This is a genomic window from Microcoleus sp. Aus8_D2, from assembly GCF_036702665.1.
Classification (GTDB): domain Bacteria; phylum Cyanobacteriota; class Cyanobacteriia; order Cyanobacteriales; family Microcoleaceae; genus Microcoleus.
On record NZ_JAUBUN010000052.1, the window covers coordinates 33,589 to 48,592 of the forward strand.

Consider the following 15,004-nt stretch of genomic DNA (forward strand, 5'->3'; position numbering starts at 1 on the left):
CCCTACAACCAGGGGGATTTAGGGGGATCGGGACTTCGATACAAACCTGAGATACAAAAGTTTTTAGGATTAAGTTCATACTAATGGTGCTGTGTACACACCCAACTATCAGGTAAGTAAGGCGGGGAATACCCGCCTTATTCTTTAATAAATAACAAGTAAAATAATGGCAATTGATGAGAAAACAATTCAAGTAGGGTCACTGGAATGGTTTTATCGGGAAACAAATCCGGTAAACGAAAGTGATAAATCACCGGTGCTGCTGCTGCACGGTTTGCCCTCGCAAAGCTTTACCTGGACTGCAATCATGCCGGATTTGGCAGCCCAGGGATTTCGATCGCTCGCGCCGGATTGGGTGGGCTACGGGCGATCGACCAAACCAGACAAACGCGACTTTGCTTACACTCCCGATTCCTTTGTTGACGCCCTCAGTGGCTTTATTCAGACTCTAGAGTTAAACCGAGTTTCCCTAGTCGTCCAAGGATTTTTAGCATCAGCGGGCATTCAATACGCTTTACGAAATCCCGATAAAATCGATCGTTTAGTAGTCATCAATACACCAATTTCAGCAGATATCAAATTGCCTTGGAAAATGCAGCAGTTGGGACTGCCTTTTATTGGCGATATGCTGACGCAAGACCCGCTTTTGGTGGACAGAACCCTCGAAGGGGGAAGTCGCATTAGGGTATTAGACAAGGATTTAGATGTTTACCGCCGTCCGTTTTTGAAGAGTTCGGATGCAGGGCGATCGCTAATGAACACAGTCCGCAACATTCAACTGCCAAAGTCAATGGCAGAAATTGAATCCGGCTTGCAAGGATGGACACAACCAACCTTATTTGTGTGGGGTTTAACCGACCCTTGGCTGAGTGTTGAACCAGCTAAAAAATTAGTCAGTTCCATGAAAAATGCCGAGTTAGTCACTCTAGAAGAAGTGGCGCATTATCCTCAAGAACATTGGTCAGAAAAAGTTGGCGATGCTATGATAACTTTTCTGCGCCGTCAGGAGGTAAAATAATATTTTGTACCTAACTCTCGGTGCCAAGTAGGGACGGTGCCCCTGTGCCCGCCCGCAGTGCCCCTGTGCCCGCTCGCAACGAGAAATCTAAAATCTAAAATCTAAAATCGCTATGACTCGTCCCCGTTCATTTTTCGCCTTGATGATGGCCTGTTTGATGGCATTTCTGGTTAGTTGCAGCAGTGTCGAAGCAAAAGTTCCCACGACTTACACAACAGCCCAGATCCAGCAAATTCAGCGCTATGTTCCTACTCTGACAGAGTTCCGATCGCGCATGGACAACCTAGGAACCCTAATTCAGAAAAAAAATTGGGTTGATGCCAAAACTTACATTCACGGGCCTCTAGGCGAATTGCGCGGCACCATGAAAACCGTGTCGGGCAGTTTGTTGCCGAAATCTCAACAGCAAGCTGCTGATTTGACCAAGAGTTTGTTTGCTGATTTGGTGGAGATTGACAACGCTGCTAAAGTGGCTGACTATGCCAAAATCACGGCTAGTTATAGCAAAGCTGTGAAGGATTTCGATACTTTCTTGCAGCTAATTCCTAAAGCCTAATCGCTTGAGGAAGTAGTTATTGTAGGGTGCGTCAGGGCTGAAGGTTTGGAACACAGACGAAGAACTTTCTCCCTGACGCACCCTAGGGTTATTTATGGTAGTAGTTATTGTAGGGTGCGTCAGGGCTGAAGGTTTGGAACACAGACGAAGAACTTTCTCCCTGACGCACCCTAGGGTTATTTATGGTAGTAGTTATTGTAGGGTGCGTCAGGGCTGAAGGTTTGGAACACAGACGAAGAACTTTCTCCCTGACCCACCCTACTGTTATTTATGGTGGTAGTGCGCACCATATGAGAATAATCTAAAATCTAAAATCTAAAATCTAAAATCGCATGGTTCGCGTTGCAATTATTGGTTGCGGTATTGTCGGGGCTTCGATCGCCTTTGAATTAAGTAAATTTCCCGAATTAAAAGTCACTGTATTCGACAAACAGCCCCCAGCACAAGGTTCTACAGGTGCGGCCCTCGGCGTTTTGATGGGAGTTATCAGCCACAAAACCAAGGGCCGAAATTGGCATTTGAGGGAAACCAGCCTTCAGCGCTACGAAACTTTGATTCCTGAATTGGAAGCAGTTACTGGGCGGAAAATTCCTTTTAATAAACAAGGAATTTTGATGCTGTGTTCGGAAGGAGAAGATTTAATTAAGTGGGAAAAGCTAGCAGCAACTCGCAAGTCTCAAGGTTGGAAATTGGAAATTTGGGATGTGGAACGAGTGCGCGAGTTTTGCCCTCATCTTGATTTAAAGAATAACATAATTGCTGGGATTTATTCGCCTCAAGACCGGCAAGTCGATCCGACGGCGCTAACTTTGACTTTGGTGGATGCTGCTCAACGCAATGGCGTGATTTTTGAGTTTGGGGTGGAAGTTGCAGGGGCGGCGATCGCTGATAGTGTGGAGTTCGATCGACTAATTGTATCTGCTGGTTTGGGTTCTGCTGCTGTCACTGCATCGTTAAATCAATTGGTGGACATTCGCCCGGTGTTGGGACAGGCGCTGCATTTGCGGTTGAAAAATCCGTTGGGAAACCCAGATTTTGCGCCAGTAATTACCTGGGATGACATTCACATTGTACCTTTGGCAAATCAAGAATGTTGGGTGGGGGCGACGGTGGAGTTTCCCGAAAATGGCGGAGAAGTTGAGGCAAATGCTGATATGTTGGATAAAGTGATGGCAAGGGCGAGATCGCTTTGTCCGGCCTTAGCCGAAGCTGAAATCATCCGAAAATGGTCGGGATTGCGCCCGCGCCCGGAAGGACGCCCAGCCCCAATTATCGAAGCGCTTCCCAGTCACAGCAAGGTTCTCATCGCTAGCGGCCACTACCGCAACGGTGTGCTGCTGGCCCCTGCAACCGCGCGATCGATCAGAGAAGCAATTTTGCAATAATTAACAAATGTTAATACAATAAATAAAGCCATTCATATCTTACATCTAAAAATGTCCGAAAAACCCTTAGGAAAACCCCGCTCCTTGTGGCGAGTAATTTTGCTATCTGGAGTCAGCTTGCTGCTATATTACGGCTGGTACAAATGGATTATTCAAGAAGAATTGCGGACTTATAACGGCAAGGGTTGGTCGGGGACACTTTGCTTATTGCCCTTTGTGTTAGGAGTAGCCATCCCCCAAGCTTTGCGGATATTCGACCCCGACGTTCCCGGATGGTTTGGTTGGTTTTCCTTCGTGGGAATTGCTTGGATTTACATCGTACAGTTCAAACTTTACAACACAGTTAACGAATTGTACCGCCAAGAAGGGCTGAAAGAACCGCTAACAGTTTGGTGGATGTTTGTACCAGGTTTAAATTTAATTGTCGGCTTGCGGCAAATTCATTTCTTAAGCCAGTTTTGGGCAAGAAAACAGGGCATTGAAGTCAAGGATAACTTAGCCGAAAGCCTTCCTTTTCTGTCAGCGAACGCTTAAGGTAAAAATTTTTACACCGATATCATAGGTTTGTAGTGAGGACGAAGAGTCCTTTATCATAGGTTTGTAGTGAGGACGAAGAGTCCTTTCCATTTACACCGGAATAATGATTTTCCGAGTGTAGTGCGAGCTTAAGAGCTCGCGTGAGAGTGCGCCAGCATCACTCCTTCCTCTCTGTTGGAGTTAATCAGGACTCTTCGTCCTCACTACAAACCAGTTAATCACCAGAACCGATTCGGTAAATCCGCCAGAATCTGTTTAAGTTCCGGTTCATTAACCCGCTTAATTGCTTTCGGAATACTTACCCACTGCCGCTTTCTCTTGCTAGCTTCCGGCCAAATTTCCAGAACTGCGTCCACTTGCAGTAAAAATACTTCTACCTGACAAGTATAGCCGGACTTTTGATACTCATAAGTTCCCAGTAAATCCGGGAACACTTTACCCAACAAACCTGCTTCTTCCCAAGCTTCCTTGGCTGCGGAATCTTGGGGAGTCATGTCAGGTTCAATCAACCCTTTGGGAATCACCCAGCGCTTACCAGTTGAAGAAGTAATCAGCATTACTTCAATTTGTCCGTTTTCAATACGGTAGGGAATTACTCCCGATTGGTCTACCAATACAGCGGTTTGTATACTCATAATTTCTGCAATATTTCTGGGTGTAAAAGCTGCTGCAACTTGATTAATATAGGACTTACGTATAGGACTAAAGAAACCGGGTTCTTTACCAAATCTCCGGGATACAGCCCAGGATTTTCGTAAAAAACCCGGTTTCTGGCCACCCGTGCGTAAGTTCGATTAATAGTTGACAACTAAACAATAAAAACTGCACGGCTGATTCTAGATGATTCACCATTTGATACAACAAACCGGAGAATAGACATATTTCGCTTTCCCCTCTGTTGAAAGTAGCAAATGTAGATGCACTGAGGCTGAAAAATAATATTATTGTAATAATAGCGCCCCATCCTCTACTGACACGCAGATAAAAGCAGATCGCCAAAATCTGCATTTATCTGCGCCGGTATGCGGTTTGACGCCTAATCTTTCTTCGCCTTAGCCTCCAAATTTTCCATCCGACTCTTCAAATCTTGATTCTCCTTCTTCACCTGGTCTAATTCCTCACGCAACTGCTTCACGGCTGCATCAGAACCAGCATTTTTCTGCACTCTTTGTACGGCTTCATCAGCCATGCGGCGGACGCGCCCGTCTGGAGTTTGGTCAGCTAAAGAACGCAAAATGCGAATAGCTTTGCGAGTTTCCATTTGTCCTAAACCGACAACAACAGATACTTGAGTCAAGAAAAAAGTCTCTTTAGAAAGTTCAGCCAATCGGTGCAAAATCCGTTCTAAATTGAGCTTAGTTTGACCAGTCGAAATTGTCCCCAAAGAGCGAATAGCAGCCAAGCGCAAAGCTTGCGGAGTACCGACGGCTGTGTATTTCAAAATCAGGTTCAGCGCATCTTCAGAAGTTTTCATTTGCGCCAAACCAGAAATAGCACCCGATCGCACAACCTCATTCCAGCCCTCGCGCTCTTTCAAAACCAATTTTAACTCTTTGAGTACCTGTTCGTCCGTGGGTTTTTCGTCGGGGTTAGCGCCTGCGATCGAACCCATCGCACTCGCTGCGGCCGCTTCTACATAATAGCTGTCATCGCCTTTTTCAACGATCGACCTCAGCGCCTTATAAGTCTCGTGAGTCTTGATTTTACCCAGCGCATTCACCACAGCGCGGCGAACCCGAGCATCTTTATCCTTCAAACCAGTTACTAAACCATCAAAAGCTTGGTCGAGTTTAATATCAACCAACTGACCTGCTACTTCCGCCCGCACAGCCCAAAACGGCTCTTTCTTGAGAACTTCTGACAGTGCTTTCACAGCTTCCAAGCCTCCCTTTTTCGCCAAAGCGTGGGCGGCGTAAATCCGGGAAACCGGGTCTGGATCGAACTGTAACTGAGCTTTAAGTTCGGCAACTCCATACTCTAGAGCAACTGTTTTTAAGTATTTATTGCCGACATCAAAACTGATATATGCGGGCTTCTCTTCTAGGGGGAAATAGAAACTTTGCTCGCGTTCGTGAACTCGAACCGTGAAAGTTTTTATATTAGCAGCATTTCGCTCATCTGCATCTTTTTCCGGTTTGTAGCCGAAGCCGATCGGAATTTTTAGGTCAAAGACATCTTTACTATTACCGTTACCATTTTTGTTGTCTTTTACCTGAGTTTGGGTAATAGTAACTTTGGCTAATTTGCTGTCGCCGTCCCAGGAATAAGCAACTTTATAATCTGGATGACCGCCGCGATAAACGTACTGGTCAAACAAAAATGTCAGATTGCGACCGGTAGCTTTTTCGATCGCCCTGAGCAAATCGATCGTTTCCACAGTTTGGTGAGCGTTATCCCGCACAAAAGTGTGAATTGCTTTGTAAAATAACTCGTCGCCCAACTCAGCGCGAATCATGTGATAAACGCAAGCGCCTTTTTCGTACAAATGGCGATCGTACAATTCAATGGCTTCGCGGTAAACGTGAGTCACCATCGGGCGGCGGTAGCGGGCGCTGTCTTCAGCTAAATAGTTGCGGGCTTCACCTAACATATAATAAGCCGCATCTTCTTGGCCGTATTCTTTGTCAGTCCACAACACCTCACAATAGGAAGCCATCCCTTCTTTGATCCAAGCATGAGACCAATGTTTAATTACTACTAAATCGCCGAACCACTGGTGAGCTAATTCGTGGGCGACCAAGCTTTCTGTACCGCGATTGTCGAGGCTGGCGCGTTCGTCTAACAAGCACCTATCTGTTAGCAAAGTTGTGGAAGTATTTTCCATCCCGCCGAAGATGAAATCATCGACGCAGACTTGAGCGTATTTAGGAAAAGGGTAAGGATAGCCAAATGCTTTAGAGAAAAATTCAATCATTTTGGGCGTTTTGCCCATGCTGCGCTTACCGTCAGCTTCGCGGCCTTTTTCGACGTAATAATTAACTGGTTTGCCGTTCCATTCGTCTTTAATTTCGGCAAAATCTCCGACTGCTAAGGTCATTAAATAAGTCGGATGTACCTGAGTTTGCGACCAGTGATAAATCTTGTCGTCGCCATCGTTTTTTGTGCTAATTAATTCGCCGTTGGATATTGCCAAAAATTCTCGGGGAACTTGCACGCGAATTTCGGAAGTTGCGAGTTGTCCGGGATAGTCGAAACAGGGAAACCAGAAGCGGGAATCTTCGTCTTCGCCTTGAGTCCAGACTTGTGTTGGTTTGTCGGGATAGTGTTTGTCTGGCCCGACAAAATAGAGGCCGCGCTGGGGTTTTTCGACCGAGTACGCGATCGCAATTGTAATTGATTCGTAAGCTGTTGTTGGTTCGTGCAGTTGAATTTGCAGCACTTCCCCGTCGCTGTCGAAATTCTGCTCGGTTTCCCCGACTTTTACAGATTTAATATTCAGGTTGACAGCATCTAAGGTTAATTTGTCAATACCGCTGCGGACTGGATTTATGCGGATGCTGCAAGTGCCGCGAAAACTTTGTTTGGGAATATCGAGCACTAAATCGAGGAAAATATGCTCTACTTGTCCGGGTCGATCGGGGTTGTAGTGGGGTCTAGCACCGGGCATCTCGAAGGATTTGTGACCGTTTTCAGTATCAAAGTAGTTGTTTGACATTGTGATTGAGGAGTTGTGAGTCGATCGGCGATCGCAGGCAGCAGCTATCGGGCGGAACTGCCAGCTTAATTACAGAGTAGCGCGTCCTAGTTGCTGTTGTCGCTAATCTTGGTGAACTACCCACCTGCCCGTGCGAGTACGCTATGACGGGGGCTTCCAGCTTCGCGGGGAATCGCATCTGTCAAGACCGAAATCTTTCCAGGTTGACTTACATTCCCTCCACTGGCAGCAGCACTAGTTCCTAATGCCAAAAACCGCAAGGCTTCATCCCTAATATTCTTCGCAGCATTGATATCTCGATCGTTGCGGCTGTGACACTTGGGACAATCCCAATGACGCACGTTCAAAGGCATGGACGATACTTTGTGGAGACAATTATTGCAAGTTTTGGAGCTAGGGAAAAAGCGATCTATCTCGATGTAGAGCTTGCCTAGTTTCTGGGCTTTATACTTGAGCATTGTTCCAAACATACCCCATCCAGCATCGCTAATCGCTTTGGCTAGACAATGATTGCGTACCATGCCTTTGACGTTGAGATTTTCTACTGCAATAACTTGGTTTTCGTCTACTATCTTGCGGGATAGTTTGTGTAGAAAATCGACCCGGACTCTTTTGATTCTAGAATGAACTCTGGCTACTAATCTTTTAGCCTTATGTCTGGTATTACTCCCTTTTTGTTTACTCCTGGAGAGTTTTTGCTGCTTGCGCTTTAGGTTGCGACTGTGTTTATTGAGGTGTTTAGGGTTTGTATATTTGCTACCATCACTGGTTACAGCAAAGTCAATCAGACCAATATCTAAGCCGATAGCCTTGCCATTAGCATCACTTTCCGGTGTTTCTAGTCCATCATCAACCAAGATCGAAGCATAGTATTTACCATCAGTATTTTTAGAAATAGTAACGGTTTTGACAGTGCCGTCTAGTGTTCGATGAATGACGCAATGCACCTCACCAATGATTGGCAATTTGATAGAACTGTCCCCTACTTAGACCTTCTGAGGATAACTAATAGATTGTCTTCCCTGCTGCGATTTGAAACTAGGAAAACCGCCACGTTTATCAAAGAAGTTTTTGTAAGCAGTAGATAGATTCAGTGCAACTACTTGGAGTGATTGAGAATAAGCATTCGTCAGCCAAGGATATTCCTTTTTGAGATTTGGGAGTAATCCTTGAATTGCACTTCTGCTTAGACCTTTACCAGTATCTTTGTAGGTCTGCTGACACAGGTTCAAACTATAATTCCAGAACCAACGACAACAACCGAAAGCACCCGCCAAATATGTCTGCTGCTCGGCTGTAGGATAGATTCTGAATTTATAGGCTTGGTACATTATCGGTTATCGGCATCTCTGATAATATTGTAGCAAGGATACTAGGAGAATACAAGGAATTTGTTCGTTTCCTCATACACCGCCTCTCTTGTCGAGAGCTACGCTTGTCGAATTGGTCGGCGGTGCAATCGTCTTCTCACGAGCCACCCGTCCCGCCGAAGATAGTGAGTACACCTATAGCGGGGGAATTCCCGTCTGTCCAGTTAAAAATTCAGGCGATCGTTGCCGGGATGGAAAAAAAGATTTTTTAGCTACAATATCAGCAAGGCTAATGTCTGCAATCATCAGCCTGCAATTGAAATTCAGAGGGAAATCTGCATGACAGCTACACTATCAGTTCCCAGTTCGATCGCATCTTGGCTTGGTGACGAAGCCGAAGACTTGCTCACCCATCAAGCAAAAATTTCTAAAGATTTGTTACACCTGCCGGGCCCGGATTGGGTCGATCGCATTTTCGCTCAAACCGATCGCTCTCCTCAAGTTTTGCGATCGCTCCAGCAACTATATTCTAGCGGACGCTTGGCAAATACCGGCTATTTATCCATCCTGCCAGTAGACCAAGGAATCGAACACTCAGCCGCCGCTTCTTTTGCACCAAATCCCATCTATTTTGACAGCGAAAACATCATTAGACTAGCAATCTCTGCGGGCTGCAACGCTGTCGCGACAACTCTCGGAGTCTTAGGAAGCGTATCTCGCAAATACGCGCACAAAATCCCTTTCATTCTCAAACTCAATCACAACGAACTGCTGACTTATCCCAATCAAGCCGACCAAATAATGTTTGCAACCGTCGAACAAGCTTGGAATTTGGGAGCAGTTGCAGTCGGAGCAACAATTTACTTTGGTTCCCCAGAATCAACGCGACAAATCCAAGAAGTTAGTCAAGCTTTTGCCCACGCTCACGAGTACGGAATGGCAACAATTTTGTGGTGCTACCTCCGCAACGATATCTTCAAACAAGACAAAGATTATCACCTAGCCGCTGATTTAACAGGTCAAGCAAATCACTTGGGAGTGACAATTCAAGCTGACATTATCAAGCAGAAATTGCCCGAATTTAACAACGGCTACGCCGCAGTTGCTAAAGCCAGCGGCAAGAGTTACGGCAAAACCGACAGCCGCGTGTATTCGGATTTGACAACCGATCACCCGATCGATCTAACCCGCTATCAAGTGCTCAACTGTTATGCAGGAAGGATGGGTTTAATCAATTCCGGCGGTGCTTCAGGAAAAACCGATTTTGCCGAAGCAATTCGCACGGCGGTAATCAACAAACGCGCAGGCGGCTGCGGCTTAATTTCCGGCCGCAAAACTTTTCAGCGTCCCTTTGAAGAAGGTGTAAAATTGTTCAACGCCATTCAAGACGTTTATTTGTCGCCCGAAATCACGATCGCCTAAACATTCAAAAATAAGATATAGCCTTTCTGGTGTAACATGAGGTGCTCTTATGGGCATTGGGCATCGCTGCACTAGGCATTGGGCATGGGGCATAGGGCATGGGGCGAAGCGAAGCCCAGGGATGGGGCATTGGCTTGCGCAGGTCATTGGGCATTGGAACCCGTGTACCTCACCACGCTTGAGAACCGCTATAGGACGTAAGCTGGAAACCGCGACTATACAAACGATGTCTGGATAGTGCGCGCATCCAAAAAGATCGCCTAATTTTAAGCACCCGGTCCTCAACCCGCTATACCAGCGGGTTTTTTATGTATAGATGGGGGTGTCAAGCGCCCCGTCTTCTGCTCTCAGCTTCGGCAATCCCCTAAAATACACATATTTTGTTGAGAGTTTTGCTCCATTTACCGAAAAAAACTATATTTGGCGATCGCTAAGTGATAACTTGTCATTTTTCCTAAAAATTGCTTTGATTGTACTAATTCCGGAAGTATAAAGTATCAAGCAGAAGTTTGTCGGGTGCATCTCAGTTTGGTGTTTGGCAAATATGTCTGTAGGGGCTATAGCATGACCTCCGTGAATATGAAATTATAACTAATAACTTATATGCGGTCATGCTATAGCCCTCTTCTCTTCAAATCAAAAGTGAGATGTACCCAGTTTGTCTTAATTATGCCTTCTACCTTTTAATTGATTAAGTAGGTAGGTAGGCGGGATTAAACCGAACAATGTAACAGTATGTAAACATGAGGTTTAAATCAGCCAATATAAAACATTTGGACACTTGACAATTGTTTGCATAGTTGTGTTCTAAAGCGCCGACTTACTTAACCCAAATAAAATAATGTTCAAAAAACTCTTGCTACTCAAGGCAAACTCCAAACCACTAGCTTCATAATTCTCAATTATTCAATCTCAAATCTCAAATTGTATAACCCTAGGTGTGTGTATTAAAAATGAATGTTTATAATACTGAATTATACCCCTTTAAGCTCACATTTTGCGATCGCGCCCCCCTATGAACCATAATCCCGGCAAATTCGGCCTGCGTGCTACCCTCGTCGTTCCGTTCGTCGTACAAATTTTTGTGGCTGTTGGGCTAGTGGGCTACCTGTCCTTCCGTAATGGACAGAAAGCGGTCAACAATGTTGCCAGCCAGTTGCGCCGTGAAATCGCAGCTCGCGTCCAAGTTCACCTCACAAGCTACTTGGCTAAGCCTCATTTGATTGAGCAAATTCACATCAATACGATTCGCCAAAAGTTACTAGATCCCACCAATTTTCAGCAAATGGAAGCCTATTTTTGGCAACAAAGCCAATCCCTGAGTTCCAATATTGGCACCATCGCCTTTGCTAATTCAAAAGGGGAATTCGTAGGGGCTAATAAACCAGAAGGCTACACAGTAATAGCGAACGAAACAACTGGTAACGCTATCCGTAGATATGCAGTTGACAATCAAGGCAATCGCATCAAACTAATTCGAGAAAAGCCCAATTATGATGCTAGAACTCGCGATTGGTATAAAGCCGCTGTCCGCGCCGGCACCCCAACTTGGAGTGCGATCGATACTTCCGCTTTAGGCGACAGGCTAGACCTTTCAGCAGTCTACCCATTTTACGACACTACAGGAGCGCTTCAGGGCGTTTTTCTGACCGATATTTCCCTGGGACAAATTAGCGAGTTCCTGCACAATTTCACTGTTGGCAAATCTGGGAAAATTTTCATTATCGAACGCAACGGACTTTTAGTTGCTACTTCCACAATTACCAAACCTTCTACAGTTAACGCTAGTGGAAAAACCGAGCGCCTGCACGCTGAAAAAATTAGCGATCCTTTAATACAAAACACAACTCAATACTTATTTCAGCAATTGGGAAATTTAAATAAAATAGATACTCCTCAGCAAATGGAATTTTTGCTAAATGGCAAGAAACAGTTTCTACAAGTTGCCCCTTTTCGAGATGAATTAGGTATTTTAGATTGGCTAGTTGTCGTAGTTGTCCCCGAATCAGACTTTACAGCAGAAATTGACGCCAACAACCAAACTACCATCTTGCTGTGTATTGTTACTTTAATTGTCGCAATTATCGTCGGCATTTTCACCGCTTCCTGGATTGCGAAACCACTGCTAAAACTTTCTCAAGCATCCGCAGAAATTGCCGCCGGAAACTTAGATCAGCACGTCATACCCAGCAAAATAAATGAAATCGGACAACTGGCACATTCATTCAATAGCATGGCCAGGCAACTTCAAGAATCTTTTGCCGCCCTAGCCAAGCAAAATGAAGACTTAAAAGACCTAGATCAACTCAAAAATGAATTTCTTGCCAACACCTCCCACGAACTCCGCACTCCCCTCAACGGCATCATTGGCATCGCTGAATCCCTGATTGACGGAGCAACCGGAGAACTCCCCCAAAAAACTCAAGCTAACCTAACTTTGATTGTCTCCAGCGGTAAGCGCTTGTCTAATTTAGTCAACGATATTCTCGATTTCTCTAAATTGAGGCACAAAAATTTGGAACTGCAACTAAAGCCCGTAGATTTACGAGCAGTTACCAATGTAATTTTGACCATGAGTAAACCCCTAGCTGCTCCCAAACAATTGCAACTTGTAAACTCAATATCTCCTGAATTGCCAGCAGCTTTAGCTGATGAAGACCGCCTGCAACAAATCTTGCACAACCTTGTGGGCAATGCCATTAAATTCACCCCTTCAGGTACGGTAACAGTGTCGGCAAAAGTAGTTAATCATCCTCAGCAATCGGTAGTAAGTTATCCGAAACCAGCAACTACCAATTCTCTATTGGCTATTACTATTTCTGATACAGGAATTGGTATTGCAGAAGGTCAATTTGAGAGAATTTTTGAATCATTTGAGCAAGCAGAAGGAGCTAGCACTAGAGAATATGGCGGTACAGGATTGGGTCTAGCTGTGAGTAAAAAATTGGTTGAACTGCATGGGGGTGAAATTATAGTTGAGTCTCAGCTTGGTGAGGGTTCGCATTTTACATTTACCTTGCCTATCTCCAATGTCAAAGTTGAACCAAAGCCGTCGATTCCTGAAGTTAACACAACTCAAAATTACGACTTAGCAATCCCCCTGCTTAACCAAGATTTACCGCTGACGATAAGTCATGCAAAACAGTTCAAAGTTTTGATTGTTGATGACGAACCCATTAACCGTCAGGTACTAATCAATAATCTTTCCCTCTACAATTACGCCATTACAGAAGCAAGTAACGGACAAGAGGCTTTGGCAGTAATGGAAGGCGGTTTTATCCCCGATTTGATTTTGCTAGACTTGATGATGCCGCACATGAACGGTTATGAAGTTTGTCAAAAAATTCGCGAGCAATTTCCAGCCTATGAACTGCCGATTGTGATGCTGACTGCGAAAAATCAAGTAGCAGATATTGTGGAGGGATTTGAATCGGGAGCTAATGATTATTTATCCAAGCCGATTCAAAAACAAGAAATGCTTTCCCGGATCAGAACTCATATTTCTCTTGCCAAAATAACTTCGGCTTACGGGCGATTTGTGCCGCGCAATTTTCTAAAATTTTTAGAAAAAGAGAGTATTATTGATGTTCAACTCGGCGACCAAGTACAGCAAGAAATGACGGTAATGTTTTCTGACATTCGCTCCTTTACAACTTTGTCCGAAGCGATGACACCTCAAGAAAATTTTAATTTTATTAATTCTTATCTCAGTCAAGTCAGCCCAGTGATTCGCCAGCACCGAGGCTTTATTGATAAATATATTGGCGATGCAATTATGGCGCTGTTTCCTGAGTCAGTTAATGATGCTGTGCAAGCTGCGATCGCGATGCAGAAACAAGTAGGGCTCTACAACGACCACCGACAACAGCAAGGTGAGGTTCCGATTTCTATAGGTATTGGCTTGCATACAGGCAATTTAATGCTGGGAACCGTTGGCGAATCAGAACGGATGGATACGACGGTGATTGCGGATGCTGTTAATTTGGCGTCTCGTTTGGAAGGCTTAACTAAGCTGTACGGAGCGGGAATTTTGATTAGCGAAGATACTTTATCTCGGCTGGAATCTTTAAAAAATTGCAATGCTCGTTTTCTCGATAGAGTCAGGGTGAAAGGGAAAACTGAATCGGTTGCTGTTTATGAAATTTATGATGAAAAACTAGGATTGTCTAATCAGTTAAAGACGCAGACTCAGGCAATTTTTGAAGCAGGAGTCAAAGCTTATCGTTCTAAAAATTTTGCAATCGCTCAATCAATCTTTGAAGAGGTATTAGTTAAAAATTCTGAAGATACAGCCGCTCTACTTTATGTGAAACGCTGTCAGCAATATCAACAATATGAAGTGCCCGAAGGATGGGAAGGTGTGGCAGATTTAGATTTTAAGTAATTTGATTTGGTTATTTGTTATTGGTTATTTGTTATTGGTTATTAGAAACTACTAACTACTAACTACTAACCACTAACCACTAACTACTAACCACTAACTACTAACTTTCGCCCCAAAAATGTAATAAGTAGTTGGATAGTAGTTAGTGGTTCCAATGAAGAGCCTAAACCCATATCACTCTTCCTCTGCCTCGGCTGGGAAAAAATAGATTATATCACAATACGTTTGTATCGTCAGGTGATTTAACCGCAGAGAGCGCAGAGGGCACAGAGAGAAGATAAGCTGTGTTGCATCTAGATTGCGTATAGTATTAGAGAGGGATAGGGTCCGATGGGGAGAAGGGGAGAGGATTTGACGATTGTTCGATCGGGACTCGAAATATACAATTTAAATGCACAACAGCTTAGAGATGAATACAGGACAATGCAATCGGATTTGATATTATTCCTCGCCCCTTTGCGTTAGGAGGCAAATTACCGGAGCATGACTCCAACAGTGATTCCTGCGGTTGCTAGCATCAATCCACCTGCTAGGCCATAAGTTGTACCTAAACTTAGCCATTGACTCAAAGGTTGACTGACGAAGGGTGAAGTAAATTGACCTAGGAAAAAGCTGGTGGTAAGTCCGCCCAAAATTCGCCCTCGCAGAGATGCGGGAGTTGATGAGGTCAAACACACATTCATATTCGGCATTAGTAACCCGACACCTAAACCAGCGATCGCCAAACCAATCAAAAC

At 44.6% G+C, this 15,004-nt stretch carries 8 protein-coding genes and 2 pseudogenes; 6 read left to right on the forward strand and 4 right to left on the reverse strand.

Going from position 1 to position 15,004, the window contains the following annotated elements:
- The first annotated feature begins 166 nt into the window (after positions 1 to 166).
- The 4 genes from QUB64_RS28360 (at position 167) to QUB64_RS28375 (ending at position 3,493) form a co-directional block, all read left to right on the forward strand.
- Positions 167 to 1,018 (forward strand): alpha/beta fold hydrolase, encoded by an 852-nt coding sequence (locus QUB64_RS28360; RefSeq protein WP_333277086.1) that lies wholly within the window; start codon positions 167 to 169, stop codon positions 1,016 to 1,018.
- 112 nt (positions 1,019 to 1,130) lie between these two features.
- Entirely contained in the window at positions 1,131 to 1,574 is a 444-nt protein-coding gene (gene psbQ, locus QUB64_RS28365) for a photosystem II protein PsbQ (protein ID WP_333277089.1), read from the forward strand.
- A gap of 332 nt (positions 1,575 to 1,906) precedes the next feature.
- A complete protein-coding gene (locus QUB64_RS28370) occupies positions 1,907 to 2,959 on the forward strand; it encodes an NAD(P)/FAD-dependent oxidoreductase (protein ID WP_333277090.1) in 1,053 nt (350 codons plus the stop codon).
- A gap of 51 nt (positions 2,960 to 3,010) precedes the next feature.
- Positions 3,011 to 3,493: a hypothetical protein gene (locus QUB64_RS28375; protein ID WP_333277092.1), complete on the forward strand. Its 483-nt coding sequence runs from the start codon at positions 3,011 to 3,013 to the stop codon at positions 3,491 to 3,493.
- A 221-nt stretch (positions 3,494 to 3,714) separates the two neighbouring features.
- Here the strand turns inward: QUB64_RS28375 and QUB64_RS28380 are convergent, their stop codons facing one another.
- From QUB64_RS28380 to QUB64_RS28390, 3 genes and pseudogenes are all read right to left on the reverse strand, one after another.
- Positions 3,715 to 4,131 carry an NUDIX hydrolase gene (locus QUB64_RS28380; protein WP_333277094.1) on the reverse strand — a complete coding sequence of 139 codons (417 nt, stop codon included), beginning with the start codon at positions 4,129 to 4,131 and terminating at the stop codon, positions 3,715 to 3,717.
- A gap of 401 nt (positions 4,132 to 4,532) precedes the next feature.
- Complete coding sequence (locus QUB64_RS28385) at positions 4,533 to 7,151, reverse strand: M1 family metallopeptidase (protein WP_333277097.1); 2,619 nt, start codon at positions 7,149 to 7,151, stop codon at positions 4,533 to 4,535.
- A gap of 116 nt (positions 7,152 to 7,267) precedes the next feature.
- A pseudogene (locus QUB64_RS28390) lies at positions 7,268 to 8,482 on the reverse strand (RNA-guided endonuclease InsQ/TnpB family protein).
- Positions 8,483 to 8,800: 318 nt separating this feature from the next.
- Between QUB64_RS28390 and QUB64_RS28395 the strand changes: the two are divergent.
- Positions 8,801 to 9,883 (forward strand): class I fructose-bisphosphate aldolase, encoded by a 1,083-nt coding sequence (locus QUB64_RS28395; protein WP_333277098.1) that lies wholly within the window; start codon positions 8,801 to 8,803, stop codon positions 9,881 to 9,883.
- A 1,015-nt stretch (positions 9,884 to 10,898) separates the two neighbouring features.
- Entirely contained in the window at positions 10,899 to 14,267 is a 3,369-nt protein-coding gene (locus QUB64_RS28400) for a response regulator (protein ID WP_333277103.1), read from the forward strand.
- 473 nt (positions 14,268 to 14,740) lie between these two features.
- Here QUB64_RS28400 and QUB64_RS28405 read toward each other — a convergent pair.
- Positions 14,741 to 15,004, reverse strand: a pseudogene (locus QUB64_RS28405) (hypothetical protein); the annotation flags it as partial.